Source organism: Rhizobium sp. Pop5, assembly GCF_024721175.1.
In the GTDB taxonomy this organism is placed as follows: domain Bacteria; phylum Pseudomonadota; class Alphaproteobacteria; order Rhizobiales; family Rhizobiaceae; genus Rhizobium.
The window spans coordinates 2,320,516-2,337,046 of sequence record NZ_CP099399.1; the positions used below are offsets into that span (position 1 = coordinate 2,320,516).

The following is a 16,531-nucleotide window of genomic DNA, read 5'->3' on the forward strand; positions in this document are numbered from 1 at the left end:
ACATATGTCATTGGACTGACGGAGCAAATGGACGTCCGGGGAATGGCAGGAATTCAGGATTCTGCCGAGACGGAGATATTTACGGTGAGGGCCGAAAACCCTATAAACTGGCTGATTGAGCTTTCCTACGAGGACACCAAAAGCAGCATCGATGGGCTGGTTCTGGTGAAAGGTTTCCGCGCGCTCGATCTTCCGCCCGAACAATATGAGATGATGGAGAAGGCGGAGAGTTACGGGGCGCATTCGGTCTTTTTCGAGGCTAGTCGGAACAACCGGTCGCAGGTGGCTCAGGCTTTCATCTACGTCAGCGATCATCCCGGCGCGAGCGATAAATTCGCTCTCCTGCACAAGAGGCTGTGGAGTTGGGGCGGCGTTCCCCTGCTCTATCGTAAGACACCCGGGAAAGTGGAGCTGTTCCGCTGCGCCAGCAAGGCAGACTTCGACCAGAACACAGAGATTCCCAAGTATCGCGCCTATGATACGCTAACCGTCGCCGCCAACATCGCGAACGCTGAAAGCGCCACGGCCGCATGGTGGGATTTCGGCCGCCTGCGCAATGGCACCTTATGGGACGACCCTACCGTCTGCGAGCACCTGCTGTCGGACACGGCGTCGGCGCATCGGCACCTCGTTGGCAATATCTTCGGTCTCTACAAGAAGATTAGAGCGGATGCGCTACTCAGCGAAAGCTTGCAGCGTCGGCTGCTGATCTTGTCGCTGCTGATCGCGTACCTCGACGAGCGCAACGCGCTCGAGACCGACTATTTCGCGCAGTTCCAGCCCGGAGCCACGACCTTCGCCCAAGTGATGCGTAGCGGTCCGGCCCTGGTCAAGCTGCTGGCCGCCCTCGAAAAGCGCTTCAACGGCCATGTGTTCGAACTCGACGACGATCTCCGCGCGGAACTTGTCGAAAGCACGCAGCTTGGAGCCTTCGCCGACCTCATCGAAGGGCAACTGGATGCGCATGGCCAAGGAAGTTTCTGGCGGCTCTACTCATTCCGTGACCTGCCAGTAGAACTGATCAGCAACATTTATCAGTTGTTCGTCGAGGACAAGGATAGCTCGATCTACACGCCGCCGGCGCTTGTCCGCCTGATGCTTGACGAGGCCTTGAGCTGGGAGCGTTTAGATTCGCTGGTCGAACGCGACGAGATCATTCTCGATCCGGCGTGCGGTTCGGCAGTCTACCTAGTGGAGGCTTATAAGCGCCTCGTTCTTCACTGGCGGATGCGAAACGGATGGAAAAGGCCCAAGACCGCAGATTTGAAGGCGTTGCTCGCTCGCGTTCATGGCGTCGATCTGGAGCCCGGCGCGATCAAGCTCGCCGCTTTCAGTCTCTGCCTTGCGCTGTGCGAAGCGCTTGAACCCGAACATATCCGCAAAAGCGTCCAATTGTTCCCCGAGCTCGAGGGCAAGACTTTGCATCTCAGTTGCTTCTTCGAGGCAATCGAGCGGGGGGTGATTACGAGAAATGTTGGCGTGATAGTCGGTAATCCGCCATTCAAGTCCAAGCTTTCGACGCCGGCAGCTCTGCGCGCCGCCGCCGCGTTCAAAACAGAACTGGGTAGCAAGCTGCCTGATGACCAGCTTGCTTACCTATTCCTCGTTTATGCGAAGAGCCTCCTCGCGGAGCGCGGGGTCATCAGTATGATCCAACCGGCCGGGTTCCTCTACAACCTGAACCCCGAAGCGATACGCAGGCATCTTTTCGAGAAGTGGAATGTTCGCGAGATTCTCGATTTCGTGTCGGTTCGAGGATTGTTCTCCAAGGGCGACGCGGACACGAAAATCATCGTCGTCGTCGCCTCAGCGGGCGAACCCGACCCCACGCGGAAGGTCCTGCACGCCATATTCCGTCGCAGCGGCAAGGCGGATGCGGAGCAGAGTTTCGACATTGATTATTACGATATGCACTGGCTCTCCAGGACCCCGGATTTGGCCGATCATCGCACGTGGCGCTCTGGGCTTCTCGGGAGCCAGCGCGTCGCCGCCTTCGTCCAGCGGTTGACAAAGATGCGGACGCTGGGCGTGTTCGCAAATGAGAAAGGTTGGATATTCGGCCAAGGCTTCATTCGTGGCAACAAGGCTCATAGGCATTCGCTCGACCACATCTGGGGCAAGAAAATGGTGCCCCAGGCGCAATCGGCCCGTTCGGGATCGACAGAAGCAAAGTGACGGACGCGCCGCAGGTTCCGATCTCGGACGTGAAGTCCGAGCAGGCATTTCAATCGCCGCTCCTCCTCATCCGGAAGCACCAGGATCTCGACCACGGGGTGTGGACCGACGGTTATATGACCTTCGCGGATGAGATCGTTGGCTTCTCGGGGGCTGAAAGGAGCGCGAAGTCGCTGCACCAAGTCGCGGAGTTTCTGTCGGCCAATCGAGATGCGCTATCGGCCTATGTCGCCGCAACCAGCTTCCGGCTGTATAATAAGAAGGCAACTGTGACGAGCACTGGCGACATTCTCGACCTTCCGTTTCCAGAGACGGGAGATCTCGCACTGAGCGCCAGCGAATCCATTCTCGTTCAGGATATCGTGAAGTTTCAGCGCGAACTCATCCGGATGGGCGATAAATCTTTCGCGCTGAAAAGCACCGGGCATAATGTGATGCCCCAATTCAACGAGACGCTCCTCGCTTCGATCAATCGCTTTTACGGCGACAACCCACTGATTGCTCATCCATACCACTCCTGGCCCGGGATCATCTGCCAGCCTTATTCGTTTGGCCCGACCGAAATCGACTGGGCGGAAAGTGATAAACTGCGCAGCCGGCTCGACGTACTCATCAGGGAGCAACGCAGCGAAACAATCTCGGTGACCCGGATTGCCCGAATCTACGACGATAATCTTCTTTTCCTGATCAAACCAGACAGGCTCCGCTTCTGGATGCGGTCAATCGCTTTGCGCGACGCCGACGAGGTGCTCGCTGATCTTCGTGCGCAAGGGTACTAGCTTATGCTGGCGGACCGGGGGGAGGAGGGGCCGGTAAGACAGGGACTGAGAGTAGGACTCCACCTGCCCTCGACCCAATTTCGAAAACTCGTGGCCTTTATCGCGGCCGCACTGCCATTCTGGCGAGACGATGAACTCCGCAGGTCGGAGACAGCCGAGGATGCTCTCTCCGACCAGCTCTGCGACTTCCTCAACGACGCCGCGCGAAATTCACCAGGGTTCGACGCCTTCAAGTTCCAGCGCGAGACCCGCGACGACAGCAAGGGCGGGCGTAATCTAGACATCACTGCAAAGCCGAGCGGATGCTCGATTTGGATTGGCGACCGCCATTATTCACCCTACGATATATTCCTGCCGATCGAGTGCAAGCGCCTCCCCACCCCTGCCGCCACAAAGCGCGATCCACGCGAGTATCTTTTCAGTGGCAGCAGTTCGACCGGGGGCGTCCAGCGTTTCAAGAGCGGCGCGCATGCCGCCAATCATGCATTTGCGGCGATGATCGGATATGTCCAGGATCAGGATATTCCACATTGGCAACAGGAACTCGACAAGTGGGTTGATGAGTTGTCGACATCAGCCGAGCCGTTATGGAGCGCGAACGATCGCCTCGAACTTGAGCATCATGACAAGGGCGGACGCCACGCGATCCTCAATTCCAACCACGCCCGCGCCGACGGTCTCAACGATATCGCTATGAGTCATCTCTGGATCGAAATGTAAGTACGCCCGGGGCACAGGTTCAAGAGGGACGCGGCCGGGATTGACGCAATATGGACATTCCGCCGTCAGCCGGGAGTGCCCGGCTTTAAGTTAGCCCGTGCTTGCCTGGAACGAGCGAAAAGCAGTGTCGGAGCGTATGCGTTGGGAAACGTATAAGACTGCCTCGGGGCCGTCGGTGGAACGGCCCCTTCCTAGATGGTAGCGCCGAAGGTCGACCTTCGTATTCAGCCTGGTGGGCCGACTGCAGGGACGACGGCCTTTACTTTACCGTGATGGCCATACCGCTGATATCGGCGTTGACCTGCAGGCCTACCTGCTTGCCTGAGAGTTCGAGTTCGGCGCCCTTCTCATTGGTCATGACGATCATCTGGGCCCCTTTGCCGACCGCGCCACCACCACCCGCCGCACCGTAGACCCCGCTCACATCTCGAGCCCGGCGAATATGGCGAACGGTACCATGAAAATTGGTCTTGGAAGCCCCGAAGGCGAGGCCGCCCGAGATGCCGCCGATAGAGATGGGATAATGGCGACCATGGAAGGTCAGCGTGCCCTCGCCTCCAGAACCACCCACAAAGAAGGCAGCCTTGTAGACCGAGAAGCTGATCGTACCGCTGTCGGCATACGCAGAGCCGGCAAAGCTCACTCCCGCTGCTGCGATAAGCGCAACCGCGACTGAACGAAATCTGGACGAAATCTTCATGATGCGAATCTCCTCAAAATCGAGGCTTACCCAGCCAGGAGGGCACGTCAGCGTCAAGTCACAGCTGAAACTGTCTTGCCCGTCATTGGTTCCCGGCAGGTGGCCAGAATCCGGCCGGGAGAAGGCCGCCACGTGCCTTTATCAATGGCACGTGAATTTGCGTCGGCCTTGTACTGATTCCCGACTGTGGGTGGAGGGGAATAAGCAGCGGCGTGCCGTGCGGCCCCCTCAACCGGCTGCCGCCACCTTCTCCCCGCTGGGGAGAAGGGGAATGCCGCGATGTTTCGTCCTTATCGCTCCTCAAGAAGCATGAGGATTGGCGAGGCGCAAGGCTTGCTCCCTCTTCTCCCCAGCGGGGAGAAGGTGGCCCGAAGGGTCGGATGAGGGGGCCACACGGCACAGCCTACATTATCAACCCTTAGCGTGTCCCCTCACCCCTCCAACTCCACAATCGCACACCCATACCCCGCAAGCTCCAGCCTCCCCGCGACCGGCTTCCCATCATCCAGCAGATCCCGCCCGGCCGGCACGCCGCCGACGGTCGCAGCCTGATCCGTATAATTCTGCACAAACAGCAGCCGCCGCTCGTCGTTCATCCGCATCGTCACCTCCACGCCCGCCGGCAGCCCGCCCACCAGCGGCTCGATGCCCGCCGGCGCGAACAGCCGTTCCGTCAGCGCTTCCGTCAGCTCCGGCGTAAGATACGCCCCGAGATAGACCACCTGGCCCTTGCCGAGCTTGCGGGAGGTCGCCATCGGCTGGCCTTCGGCGTAGCGGTTGGACCAGGCGGCGATCACTTCGACGTCGGGCTCGACGGTGAGGTTTTCGTAGAAGTGGCCGGCGGTCAGTTCGCGGTTGCCGATCTTGAAGCGGCGCTGGCGGTGGTGGGATTCGGCCGGTTTGCTCGGCGGGATCACCAGTCCGCCGGAGCGTTCCATCACGTCGAAGAGGCCGTTGGCGCCGGGTGCGGCCAAGCGGCCGAAATCCTCGACGCGCACGCCGGTCAGCTTCGAGAGTGCCGTGCCCGGCGCGGTCTCGCGGATGACGTGGTTATCCTCGTTGCGGGTGCCGGTGCGCGCGCCGATGACGACGGTGCCGCCGGAGGCCGCAAAGGCTTCGAGTTTTGCGGTCCATTCGTCCTTCCACATCACCCAGTGGGGCACATAGAAGAGCTTCAGCCTGGAAAGATCGTCCTCGGGGTGGATGAAGCCGCAGGCAATGCCCTTGTCATAGCAGTGCTGGTGCACGAGGATCGCATCGTCCTGCGGGCTCGGCAGGCCGATCGGATAGGTCTTGTGGGCTTCCTGATTGTCGAAATCCGAGCCGGCGATGCCGACATCCATGCGCACATAGGTGCCGAGGATCTTCGGCTGAAGCGCCGTCATCTCGGTCGCAAAGCGCATCGCCTCCTCATAGCGGTGGCGGCCGATATCGTCATGGTCGATGATGCCCATCCAGTAGATCTCGGCGCCGAAATGGGCCGGCCGCCAGCGGAAGAACATCAGCCCGTCGGCGCCGTGCGCGACCGAGGAGAGCGCCATGCGGCGCAGTTCGCCCGGCTCCGGCGTCAGCGTGCAGAAGCCCGGCTGGCTGCCGAAGCCCGATTGCTGCTCGGGCACGATGTAATTGCCGGAGAAGCCGCGGCAGATATCGAGATGCAGCGCCTGCACCTTGGCGTGGTTGCCGAGCCGCTGGAACTCGTCATAGAGCAAGGGATAAATGTCGTAACCGACGAAATCGAGATCCTTGCTGAACTGGCCGCGGAAATCGATATCCCGGAGGCCCCCGAGATTGTGGAAGACGAACCAGGAGGATTTCACCTCCCTGAGAATCTCCACCTGGTCGTGCTGGAAGCGCGCGGTGGAGAAGGCGAGGAAGCGGTGGTAATCCTGCACATGGCCGGGGCTCGGAAAGGTCGGGCCGAACTCGATCGGCAACACCACCTGATCGAAGCTGTCATAGGCCGTCGCCCAGAAATCGCCGCCCCAGGCGCGGTTGAGCTCGGCAATCTCACGATATTTATCGGCAAGGAACAGCTGGAATTCGCTGAGCGTCGCCTTCGAGAAGCTCTCCGGCATGCTGGTGTTCAGCTCGTTGTCGGTCTGCCAGCCGACAACGAAAGGATTGTCGCGATAGTGCTCGGCCATCGCCTTGGTGATGCGCTTGCTGTGCTCGCGGAAGACCGGGCTTGCCGTATCGCAATGCTGGCGCGAGCCGTGGCTCATCGGCCGGCCCTTGCCGTCGACCCTTAAAATTTCAGGGTGGGCAGCAGTCAGCCAGCGCGGCGGGGTGGCCGTCGGCGTGCACATGATCGTATCGATGCCGTGGCGGCCGAGCATTGATATGGCGCGGTCGAAGAGATCGAAATTGTAGGTGCCGAGCTTGGGTTCCAGAATGTGCCAGGCGAACTCGGCCATGCGCACCACGTTGAAGCCGGCTTTCGCCATGCGCTCGGCATCGCGCTCCCAATAGCTTTCATCGACATGCTCGGGATAATGCGGCGCACCGACCAGAAAGCGGTCTGTTTTGACGGGGTTCCATACGGAGAGGGTCTTGTCGGACACGGGGTTCTTCCTGTGATTATCTGTCGAGAATGGTCTTGCGGGCGCTGATCGTGCGGCCGCCGTCTGGGGAAAAGAGATAGAGTTCGCTCGTCTCGAGCTTCAGCGCCACCTTCTGCCCGGCGGCAAAGGGCGCGACGTAGCTCAGCTGCGAGGTGATGTTGCCGGTGCCGCTTTCCGAAGCGATGGTGCGGAGATTGCCGGCATCGACATAGAGGATGGTCTCGCGGCCGAGATGCTCGACGAGGCGCACCTCGCCATGCACGGCCCCTTCCCCGCTGCCCTCGGCAACCATGGAGATCGCCTCCGGCCGCACGCCGAGCGTCAGGCCCGTGCCTTTCGGGAGCGTCGTCGGCTGCGCAAGCTCCACCGTCAGCGGCGCAAGGCCGGGGGCCGAAACCGTGAGGCTGCGGCCGTTGACGGCATCGAGGGTGACGCCGAGGAAATTCATCCGCGGCGCGCCGAGGAAGCCGGCGACGAAGAGATTGTCGGGGTTGCGGTAGAGCTCCAGCGGCGAGCCGACCTGCTCGATGATGCCCTGGTTGAGCACGACGATGCGGCTTGCCATGGTCATCGCCTCCACCTGGTCGTGGGTGACATAGACCATGGTGGCGCCGAGCTCGGCATGCAGGCTGCTGAGTTCCACGCGCATCTGCGTGCGCAGCGCCGCATCGAGGTTCGACAGCGGCTCGTCGAACAGGAAAACCTCGGGCGAGCGGGTGATCGCCCGGCCGATCGCCACGCGCTGGCGCTGGCCGCCGGAAAGCTGCTTCGGCCGCTTGTCGAGCTGGTCTGTGATGCGCAGGATCTTGGCGGCGCGGGCGACCGCCGCATCGATCTCGGCCTTCGGGCGCTTGGCCATCCTGAGGCCGAAGCCCATATTTTCGGCCACCGTCATATGCGGATAGAGCGCGTAGGACTGGAAGACCATGGCGATGCCGCGCTCACCCGGCTCCCGCCGCGTCACATCCCGGCCGTTGATCACGATCTGGCCCGACGAGATCGTCTCCAGCCCGGCAATGGACTTCAGCAGCGTGGACTTGCCGCAGCCTGACGGACCGACCATGACGATGAACTCGCCTTGCGCCACGGAAAGATCGATGCCGCGCAGCGCATGATAGGCGCCGTAATTCTTGTTGATCTCACGGAGTTCGAGACTGGTCATATCCTGGCCCTCTCTTGTTGAAACGGAAGACGCTTGCTCATCCCTTCACCGCGCCCATGGTGAGGCCGGCGATGAAATGCCGCTGCATCAGGAAGAACATCACGACCGGCGGCACCGCGACGATGATCGTGCCTGCCGAAATCAGGTTCCAGGCCGAGACCCACTCGCCGCGCAGATTGGCAAGACCAGCCGTGACGGGCTTGACGCTGTCGCTGACGGTCAGCACCACGGCCCAGAAATAATCGTTCCAGACGAAGGTGAAGATCAGGATGGCAAGGGCGGCCAGCGCCGGGCGCACCAGCGGGATCGCCACATGGATGAGCGTCTGGAAGGGCGACGCGCCTTCGGCGCGCGCCGCCTGGAACAGCTCGTCCGGCAGGGCGGCGATGAAATTGCGCATGAAGAGGGTGGCAAATCCCGTCTGGAAGGCGACGTGGAAGATGATCAGCGCCGCCGTCGTGTCGATCAGGTCGAGGCGCACCATCAGGTCGCGCACCGGGATCATCATGATCTGGTGCGGCAGGAAATTGCCGCCGACGAAGAGCGCGAAGATCAGCATGTTGCCGCGAAAGCGGTAGCGCGACAGCACGTAGCCGGCGAGCGTGGAGAGAACAAGCACGCCGATCACCGAGGGGATGGTGATGATCAGGCTGTTGAGGAAGTAACGCGCCATCGGCGTGTCGGTGAAGACGGCCCTGTAATTGTCGATCAGACCGATTTCGGTCGGCCAGCCCCAGAGATTGCCGCCCATCACATCTTCAGTCGAGCGGAAGGAGGTGAGGACGATCGCAAACAGCGGGCAGAGCCAGAGCAGGAGCACGATGACGACGGCGAGCACATAGAACCTGCGCTGCCAGATCGCGGTTTCGGGAATGGGTCTGGGATACATCAGCCTCCCCTCTCTTCGCTGCGGATGATGTGGGTGAGATACCAGGCGATGAAGACGGCCATGATCACGAAGAGCACCGAGGCGATCGCCGCGCCGTAGCCGAAGCGGTAGGAAAAGATCGACTGCTCGTACATCTGGTAGGCGAGCACCGAGGAGGAGCCGAACGGCCCGCCCGATGTCATGACCGAGATCATGTCGAAGGAGCGCAGCGCGCCAACGACGGTGACCGCAATGGCGATGAAGGTGACCTGCGTCAGCTGCGGCAGCACGATATGGCGCAGCATGTTCCAGCCCCGCGCCCCGTCGACCCGGCCAGCCCCGATCAGCTCTTCGCTTAAGTTATTGAGGCCGGCGAGATAAAGCACCATGCAGAAGGTGATCTGCGGCCAGAGGGCTGCGATGACGATGGCGAAAGTGACGAAATGCTCGTCTGATAGCACGGCCGGCGCCACCGCCCCGAATGCCCGGAAGATCAGCGCCAGCAGCCCGAACTCAGGCGTATAGACCCAGGTGAAGACCACGCCGACGGTAACCGAGGCGAGCACCAGCGGAATGAAGAACAGCGACTTCAGGAAGCGCATGCCCGCGATTTTCTGGTTGACCAGCAGCGCGATCGCAAGCCCGATCGGCGGTGCGGCCATGAACATCACGAGCCAGATCAGATTGTTCTTCAGCGACACGTAGAATTGCGGATCGTTGTAGAGCTCGACGTAATTGCCGAGCCCGACCCACACCATCGGCCCGAAACCGTCCCACTCGTGAAAGCTGATCCAGACGCTCCTGACCGCCGACAGCAGGATGACGGTGAAGAACAGCAGGATCGCCGGCGCGATGAGCAAAACCGGGGTAAGCCACCAGCGCTGGCGGCGCCATAAAGTCTGCATGTCGAGAACCTCGTCGTGACGGGAACAGGCCAATGCCTGCTCCGGCTGCCCAGGCATCAAGCCTCTTCTCCGGGGAGTGGGGACAAGCCCCACTCCCCGGGCAGGAGCAGATCTGATCTGCTCCTTGGGAGAGCCCTCAAATCTTATAGATCCGCTTCCGCGTCCCCTCGAGCCGCGTCAGGATCGCCTGGCGCCGCTCGGGCTTGGCCATGAATTCCTGGAAGCCGACAAGGCCGGCCTGGGCCATGTCGGGATCGCTGTCGCGGTCGTAATATTGCGAGGCGCCCTGCACCGTCTTCATGGTCTCGACAGCGACATTGACGAGCGGATCCTTGCTTGGCGGCAGGTCGTGGCGCGGCGGCACGTTGCCGCCCGGCTCCATGTAAACAGCCAGGTTCTCCGGCTTGTAGAAATAGGCGAGGAAATCGCGCGCGCCCTGCTTGTTCTTGGCCTTGGCGGGAATATGGACCGAATTGACCGAGAATTCCTCGAAATGGCCGATCTTGGGGTCGAGCACCGGGAAGGTCGCATAGGTGAGCTGCGGCATATCCTCTTCGGTAAAGGCCGAGCGCAGGAAGGCCCCGAGGTTCATCATGCCGGCCTTCTTCTGGGCGAGCAGCGCTGCCGCTTCCTGCCAGCCGAAGGACGTGTGGTTCGGCGTGAAGAAGCCATTTGAGATCATCGCCTCCCACTGGTCGAAAACCGGGGTCAGCGCCGGATCGAGATAGCTCATCTCGCCGTTCATCAGCGCCATGTGCCTGTCCAGCCCGTTGATGCGCAGGTTCATCTGGTCGAACCAGCCGGCCGCCGGCCACAATTCCTTGGTGCCCATCGCAACCGGCGTGATGCCGGCCGCCTTGCACTTTTCGCCATAGGCGAGGAACTCGTCGGCGGTCTTCGGCATGGTCAGCCCATATTGCTCGAACACGTCCTTGCGGTAGAACATGCCCCAGAGCGTGCCGCCGGTGGGAAGGCCGTATTGCTTGCCGTTATCGGTGACGGCGCCGGTGGTCGCACCGAACACGTCCTTGTATTTTTCCTTCTCGAAGAGATCGGAAATATCGTCGAACAGGCCGCGCTTGACGAAGGCACGCATGCGGTTTCCCGAAAACCAGAAGCAGATATCGGGCGCGCCGGCGACGAGGTAATTGCGGATCGCCGTCTTGTGCGCCTCGTGATCCATATTGTTGATGACGACGTTGACGCCGGCTTCCTTGCCGAAATTGGCGGCGATCGTCTTCAGCGCATCGAGTGCGGCGGCATTGTTTTCGGACGAAATGATCGTGACGTCCTGCGCCTGCGCGATCGCGGGGATCGGAAAGCTGCCCACCGCCGTGCCCGTGACCGCGGCTGCGGAAACCATGCCCGCCCCCTTCAGGAAGCTTCTGCGGGTGGTTGCCGGAAATTGCTTCGAAAATGCCATCGAATTCCTCCCAGTTGATCGATCAACACCGCCTGGTGAGCCGCCTCCTCCTTGGAACGCGCTCCATCAGGCATTCAACGCGCCGATCCCTTGAATTCCAGCCTATATCGGCTTGCGTTCGGTTGATCGGCGGCCGAACTTATGCATAGATTATCCCGGCCCGCAATAATTAATTTACAAAATTAAGGAATGTATCGTGAAGCTCAAAGGCGACCAGACCACGGCGAGAGCCATGAACCGACGCCTGATCCTCAACCTTCTCCGCCGCGAAGGGCCGAGGAGCCGCGCCGATATCGCGACGGTGATCGGCCTCAGCCCCGCCGCCGTCACCTTCGTTGTTTCAGATCTTCTGGAGGAAGGCATCGTCACCGAGGGCAAGGCCGTTCCCGGCCCCGCCGGGCGCCGGCCGATCCCCGTCGAGATCAATTACGAGCACTCGCTCGCCGTCGGCTTCAAGCTGATGGTGGATTCGGTGGAATGCGTGGCGACCGATCTCGCCACCAATCCCGTCGCCGCCATGCGGGTCACTCTTCAGGACCACGATCCCAATGCCGTCGCAGACCTGCTGGCGGCCACCGTGCCTGAACTGGTGAAGCTCGCCGGCCGGCCGAAAGCCAGGCTCGCCGGCATCGGCATCTCCATGCCCGGCGTCATCAACCACGAGCAGACAGCCTGCGTGCGCAGCCACCGCTTTCAATGGGACAACGTGCCGCTGGCCTCGCTGGTGGCAAGCCGCGTCCATGTGCCGGTCTGGCTGGAGGACGATACCAACGCCTACGCCATCGCCCAGCAGCTCTTCGGCCTCGGCCGCCAGCACCGCAACATGGCGGTGCTCGCCGTCGGCGTCGGCATCAGCTGCGCCCTCGTCATCGACGGCAAGCTCTATCGCGGCGCCAATGGTGCCGCCGGCAAATTCGGCCACACGCTGTTCGAAGAGAACGGCCGCCTCTGCGAATGCGGCAAACGCGGCTGCCTGATGGCCTATCACTCCGAGCTCTCGATGCTGCGCCGCTGGCGCGAAGCGACCGGCAGCAGTCAGGAACTCGGCCTGCCCGAACTCTGCGAAGCACTCGCATCAGGCGATGCCACCGCGACCGCCCTCGTCGCCGATTCCGGCCGCGGCATCGGCACCGCCCTTGCCAATCTCGTCAACATCACCGACCCTGAAGTCATCGTCGCCGGCGGCGAAGCCGTCTCCCTCGGCGACCCTTTCCTCATCCCGCTCCGCGAATCCCTCGCCGCCCGCACCTTCCGCACCGCCCCGCCGCTCCTGCCCGACTGGGAAGACAATTCCTGGGCAAGGGGCGCGGCCGCGCTGGTGACACAAAAGATCTTCGACTTTGAATCGTCAGGGGGCGTGACGGATATTGCGACGCTTGGGGTGAGAGGCTCGACGTCGGCGGCGTGAGGCGCGCGGGAATGGCGGACCGCCTTGTCGCCGCCTTCACGCCACAGGGCGACCTGTCTCGCGGAACCAGGCCTGCGCATCCGCCCCGGCAGGGCTTCGCATCGGCGCGTCCGGCTCCGTTACCGCACGCCAGACGGCCTGGGCCACATCTTCCGGCGTCGTCACCTCGGTCCCTGTGCGCAAGGCCGTGAGATAGTCGTGAACGAATGCACTGTAAGGCTGGGGGATCTCCATTCCCATGCGCGCCACTGCATTCTTCCCGAAGGCGGTCGTCGGAGCCGAACCGGGCAGCACCAGCCGTGTACGCACGCCGAAGAGCGCAGCCTCAAGGGCAAGGCTTTCGGTGAAAGCGTTCAAAGCCGCCTTGCTGGCGCTGTAGACGGACAGTGCAGGCAGCGGCTTGATGGTAACGCTGGAACTGACATTCACGATGACACCCGCCCCCCGGACCCGCATCTGCGGAAGGACCGCTTTGGTCAGCGCGATCGCGCCACAGACATTTGTCTCGAAGAGATCGCGGACCTTCGACATCTCGGCACCTTCCAGCACGTTCAGCATGCCGACACCGGCATTGTTGACCAGAGCATCGATCGGCCCGGCGGTTTCGACGGCCCTTGCGATGCTTTCCGCATCGGTGACATCCAACGCAATCACTTGAAGGCTTTCAGCAGCCGGAAGCAGGTCGGTCCGCGGGGTACGCATGGTCGCGGCCACGTCCCATCCGGCCTGCAGAAAGGTGCGCGCGATGGCGAGCCCAAATCCGGAAGAGCAACCGGTGATGAGGATCTTTGGCATGTGTCTGTCTCCTGACGATGACGGTGCCCAAGAGATGGACTATTTGTGCCGGACTATCTATGTTGGTTTGTCCGAAATAATTTAGCATAAGTCCAATTCATGACCGACCCCATTGCAGAAGTCGTTTCCCTGCTGAAGCCGATCCCGTCGATATCCAAATTGGTGACAGGCGGCGGCCGCTGGCTCGTCGAGCGCACGGAGCTCGGAAGCCCATTCTATTGCGCCGTGGTCGAAGGTCGTTGCCGGATGACCATCGCTGGTCGTGAGCCGATGCTGCTGACAGCAGGTGACTTCGTGCTGGTTCCGGAAGTCTTCTCGTTCACAATGAGCAGTTTGGAACCACCGCATCGCGGAGCGCTTGCGCAGCGTCTTGAGACCAGTCCGGGTGTATTCCGGTTGGGAGATCCTGATGCGCCGGCCGAGTTCAGCGCAATGGTTGGACATTGTGCTTTCGGCTCGGATGACAAGGCTCTTCTCGTCTCGCTGCTGCCGGAGGTCATTCATATCCGCGGTGAAGACCGCCTGACCGTGTTGGTCCGGATGATAAACGAAGAAACCCGACACGACCGGACCGCCCGAGAAATGGTGCTTCGCCGGTTGCTGGAGGTGCTGTTGATTGAGGCGCTACGCTCAACGGGCGGTGCGGCTGCCCCCCCGGGCCTCTTGCGCGGCATGGCCGATCCGCAGCTGGCGCCCGCACTGCGGCGGATTCACGAAGATCCAGGGCGCAGTATAACCGTGGACGCACTGGCCCAGGATTCAGCCATGTCACGTTCAACCTTCTTCGAGCGGTTCCGGAGAGAGGTTGGCGTGGCCCCTATCGAATACGCAATCGGCTGGCGGATGGCACTGGCCAAGGAACTCCTTCGCAGTGACATTGCAAAGGCAGAGATTGCACAACGCGTTGGCTATGGCTCGGCAAGCGCATTCAGCGTGGCATTTAGCCGGCACGTGGGAACATCGCCAGGCGCCTATGCGAGATCAAATGCGGGGGTAACGGAGGGCGTGATCGTGTCCACGGAGGTCGTATAGCTCGACCCGCTCCGGCCTGTTCAGCCAAAGGGGACAGGTATATACTTCTCCCCCGCCAAATTAGCCGGGGGAGAGCGAGATGCGCGGGCTGATAGGGGGCATATTCATCTACGCAAGTGTTCTTGCAACGTCCAATGCCGGTCAACTTCATGAGGCGGCCAAGAGCGGCGACGTGGCCGCGATCGCCGCGGCCCTCGACCAAGGGGCCGACATCGAGGAGCAGGACAAGGGAGCCACGGCTCTCCTGCTCGCAATTCGCAGCAGCCATCCCGAAGCAGCGGAATTGCTGATCGAGCGCGGGGCAAGCGTAACCAAGGAGTCCGGGCTTGGCCTGCCTCTTACGGCTGCCGTCCTGAACAATTCCGCCGATCTCATGCGTTTGCTGCTGGCGCACGGCGCCGACCCCAATGCCGCCGTCAGGGGCGAGCGTATGCTCCACTTCGCAGTCGCCGGCGATTGTCTCGACTGCGTCAAGGTGCTTGTGGAAGCCGGAGCGGATGTCAACGCCGTCTGGGTGCGGGGCGATCCCACCCGCAACCCTGCCATCGTGACGGCCTATCATCTGGCAAGGCACGACAATCGTGCCGAGATCGCCGACTATCTCTTGGCGCACGGCGTCATCATAAAGAGGCCCGAGCCGATTTCGGCGAAACTGGCAATGGCTGACGCGGCAAAGGGGGCGACCTTCTTTGCCTCCAACTGCTCCAGCTGCCATGGCAAACGTCCGCAGGACATACCCACCAAAGGCCCCAATCTGTGGAACGTCGTCGGACGCGACAAGGCATCGACCAAATTCGGCGGCTATTCCAAAACCCTGATGGCTTGGGACGGCGCATGGACCTATGAAGACCTCAACATTTTCATCGCCGGCCCTACCCTCACGACGCCTGGCGTAAACATGGACGTTCGCGGCGCGCCCGACGAAACAGACCGCCTGAACGTGATCGCTTATCTGAGAACGCTGAGCGACGCGCCGGCTCCGCTGCCCTGAGGACCGTGCCGCGCCCATGGCTGCTAACCTGCCGGCCATCTCCCACGGCCCGGTTGCAATTCGCGCTCACCCGACTACCTTTCATCCGAGGCCACTCTCCCCTCAGTGGCAAACAGAAATCACCCGTGAGCAAGCCATGTGCCGAAACATAAAACCTCTGTTCAATTTCGATCCGCCGGCGACGGACGACGAGATTCATGATGCCGCGCTCCAGTTCGTGCGCAAGCTGAGCGGAGCGACCAAGCCGTCGAAGCGCAATGAGGCCGCGTTCGAGCGCGCGGTCGGTTCGATCGCTGCTTGCGCCCGTGAACTCATCGATTCGCTGGAGACGTCTCAACCGCCTCGCGATCGCGAGGAGGAAGCAGCGAAGGCGCGGGCGAGAAACGCGATCCGGTTCGCGTAAGTCTCATGAGAGATCTCAGCCCGGTCTCTCGATACACTCGCTTACAAAAATACGGGTTTCCAGACACATGCCTGGTTCAATCATCGACTGAAATGGCGATGCGGCCGATGAGCCGACAGATGGTCAATTCAGCAAGGATGACACGATGAAAACGATCCAGGTCATGGCGCTCGCACTCGCTCTCGGCACTGCAGCGGCAGCGCATGCGGAACAGCCGCTGCAGCGCACCGATCTCGTCAAGAACGATATCGACGTGCCCGGCCACGAGGCCGTTCAGGTGCGCGTCGACTTCGCGCCAGGCGTTCTGGCGCCCAACCACTCGCATCCCGGCGAAGAGATCGCCTTCGTCATCGAGGGCACGCTGGAATACCGGCTCGAAGGCAGGGAGCCGGTAACACTCAAGGCCGGCCAGTCCCTGTTCATTCCCGCCGGCACCGTTCACTCGGCAAAGAACGTCGGCAGCGGCAAGGCCTCGGAACTGGCGACCTATATCGTGCGCAAGGGCGAGCCGCTGGTGGTGCCGGCAAAGTGAGGCTGGGTGCCGTGCAGCCCCCTCATCCGCCTGCCGGCACCTTCTCCCCGAGGGGAGAAGAGATTCGTGGCGGC

The 16,531-nt window shown here is 61.6% G+C and carries 15 protein-coding genes; 8 read left to right on the top strand and 7 right to left on the bottom strand.

Features of this window, described 5'->3' with window-relative positions; translation table 11 throughout:
- The first annotated feature begins 42 nt into the window (after positions 1-42).
- From NE852_RS13785 to NE852_RS13795, 3 genes are all read left to right on the top strand, one after another.
- On the top strand, positions 43-2,175 hold the full coding sequence (locus tag NE852_RS13785; RefSeq protein WP_205621987.1) for a class I SAM-dependent DNA methyltransferase: 2,133 nt from the start codon (positions 43-45) through the stop codon (positions 2,173-2,175).
- Entirely contained in the window at positions 2,172-2,954 is a 783-nt protein-coding gene (locus NE852_RS13790) for a hypothetical protein (protein ID WP_205621986.1), read from the top strand. Before NE852_RS13785 ends, NE852_RS13790 begins: the two co-directional genes overlap by 4 nt.
- Positions 2,955-3,044: 90 nt before the next feature.
- Entirely contained in the window at positions 3,045-3,674 is a 630-nt protein-coding gene (locus tag NE852_RS13795) for a hypothetical protein (protein ID WP_008533742.1), read from the top strand.
- Between the two features lie 259 nt (positions 3,675-3,933).
- Here the strand turns inward: NE852_RS13795 and NE852_RS13800 are convergent, their stop codons facing one another.
- The 6 genes from NE852_RS13800 to NE852_RS13825 form a co-directional block, all read right to left on the bottom strand.
- Positions 3,934-4,374, bottom strand: coding sequence for a hypothetical protein (locus NE852_RS13800; protein ID WP_008533741.1), 441 nt, complete (start codon positions 4,372-4,374; stop codon positions 3,934-3,936).
- Between the two features lie 431 nt (positions 4,375-4,805).
- A complete protein-coding gene (locus NE852_RS13805; RefSeq protein ID WP_258155697.1) occupies positions 4,806-6,938 on the bottom strand; it encodes a beta-galactosidase in 2,133 nt (710 codons plus the stop codon).
- Positions 6,939-6,954: 16 nt separating this feature from the next.
- A complete protein-coding gene (locus NE852_RS13810) occupies positions 6,955-8,100 on the bottom strand; it encodes an ABC transporter ATP-binding protein (RefSeq protein ID WP_258155699.1) in 1,146 nt (381 codons plus the stop codon).
- Between the two features lie 37 nt (positions 8,101-8,137).
- Positions 8,138-8,989: a carbohydrate ABC transporter permease gene (locus tag NE852_RS13815; RefSeq protein WP_008533733.1), complete on the bottom strand. Its 852-nt coding sequence runs from the start codon at positions 8,987-8,989 to the stop codon at positions 8,138-8,140.
- Positions 8,989-9,873: a carbohydrate ABC transporter permease gene (locus NE852_RS13820; RefSeq protein WP_008533732.1), complete on the bottom strand. Its 885-nt coding sequence runs from the start codon at positions 9,871-9,873 to the stop codon at positions 8,989-8,991. Before NE852_RS13820 ends, NE852_RS13815 begins: the two co-directional genes overlap by 1 nt.
- 136 nt (positions 9,874-10,009) lie before the next feature.
- A complete protein-coding gene (locus NE852_RS13825; RefSeq protein WP_008533731.1) occupies positions 10,010-11,296 on the bottom strand; it encodes an ABC transporter substrate-binding protein in 1,287 nt (428 codons plus the stop codon).
- Positions 11,297-11,492: 196 nt separating this feature from the next.
- Between NE852_RS13825 and NE852_RS13830 the strand changes: the two genes are divergently transcribed.
- Positions 11,493-12,704, top strand: coding sequence for an ROK family protein (locus NE852_RS13830; protein ID WP_008533730.1), 1,212 nt, complete (start codon positions 11,493-11,495; stop codon positions 12,702-12,704).
- A 36-nt stretch (positions 12,705-12,740) separates the two neighbouring features.
- Here the strand turns inward: NE852_RS13830 and NE852_RS13835 are convergent, their stop codons facing one another.
- Positions 12,741-13,499 (bottom strand): SDR family oxidoreductase, encoded by a 759-nt coding sequence (locus NE852_RS13835; protein ID WP_008533728.1) that lies wholly within the window; start codon positions 13,497-13,499, stop codon positions 12,741-12,743.
- A 99-nt stretch (positions 13,500-13,598) separates the two neighbouring features.
- Here NE852_RS13835 and NE852_RS13840 point away from each other — a divergent pair, with 99 nt between their 5' ends.
- From NE852_RS13840 to NE852_RS13855, 4 genes are all read left to right on the top strand, one after another.
- Positions 13,599-14,531: an AraC family transcriptional regulator gene (locus NE852_RS13840; RefSeq protein ID WP_008533727.1), complete on the top strand. Its 933-nt coding sequence runs from the start codon at positions 13,599-13,601 to the stop codon at positions 14,529-14,531.
- 79 nt (positions 14,532-14,610) lie between these two features.
- Complete coding sequence (locus NE852_RS13845; RefSeq protein WP_008533726.1) at positions 14,611-15,522, top strand: ankyrin repeat domain-containing protein; 912 nt, start codon at positions 14,611-14,613, stop codon at positions 15,520-15,522.
- 136 nt (positions 15,523-15,658) lie between these two features.
- On the top strand, positions 15,659-15,925 hold the full coding sequence (locus NE852_RS13850; protein WP_008533725.1) for a DUF2277 domain-containing protein: 267 nt from the start codon (positions 15,659-15,661) through the stop codon (positions 15,923-15,925).
- Between the two features lie 145 nt (positions 15,926-16,070).
- Positions 16,071-16,457, top strand: a complete 387-nt coding sequence (locus NE852_RS13855) for a cupin domain-containing protein (protein WP_008533724.1) — start codon at positions 16,071-16,073, stop codon at positions 16,455-16,457.
- The last annotated feature ends 74 nt before the right edge of the window (positions 16,458-16,531 follow it).

What these genes read in the sequence shown, in the direction of transcription:
- NE852_RS13835 (WP_008533728.1), bottom strand. Translation starts at nt 13,499, where the DNA reads ATGCCAAAGATCCTCATCACCGGTTGCTCTTCCGGATTTGGGCTCGCC.
- NE852_RS13810 (WP_258155699.1), bottom strand. Translation starts at nt 8,100, where the DNA reads ATGACCAGTCTCGAACTCCGTGAGATCAACAAGAATTACGGCGCCTAT.
- NE852_RS13800 (WP_008533741.1), bottom strand. Translation starts at nt 4,374, where the DNA reads ATGAAGATTTCGTCCAGATTTCGTTCAGTCGCGGTTGCGCTTATCGCA.
- NE852_RS13855 (WP_008533724.1), top strand. Translation starts at nt 16,071, where the DNA reads ATGAAAACGATCCAGGTCATGGCGCTCGCACTCGCTCTCGGCACTGCA.
- NE852_RS13785 (WP_205621987.1), top strand. Translation starts at nt 43, where the DNA reads ATGGCAGGAATTCAGGATTCTGCCGAGACGGAGATATTTACGGTGAGG.
- NE852_RS13815 (WP_008533733.1), bottom strand. Translation starts at nt 8,989, where the DNA reads ATGTATCCCAGACCCATTCCCGAAACCGCGATCTGGCAGCGCAGGTTC.
- NE852_RS13850 (WP_008533725.1), top strand. Translation starts at nt 15,659, where the DNA reads ATGTGCCGAAACATAAAACCTCTGTTCAATTTCGATCCGCCGGCGACG.
- NE852_RS13820 (WP_008533732.1), bottom strand. Translation starts at nt 9,873, where the DNA reads ATGCAGACTTTATGGCGCCGCCAGCGCTGGTGGCTTACCCCGGTTTTG.
- NE852_RS13840 (WP_008533727.1), top strand. Translation starts at nt 13,599, where the DNA reads ATGACCGACCCCATTGCAGAAGTCGTTTCCCTGCTGAAGCCGATCCCG.
- NE852_RS13845 (WP_008533726.1), top strand. Translation starts at nt 14,611, where the DNA reads ATGCGCGGGCTGATAGGGGGCATATTCATCTACGCAAGTGTTCTTGCA.
- NE852_RS13825 (WP_008533731.1), bottom strand. Translation starts at nt 11,296, where the DNA reads ATGGCATTTTCGAAGCAATTTCCGGCAACCACCCGCAGAAGCTTCCTG.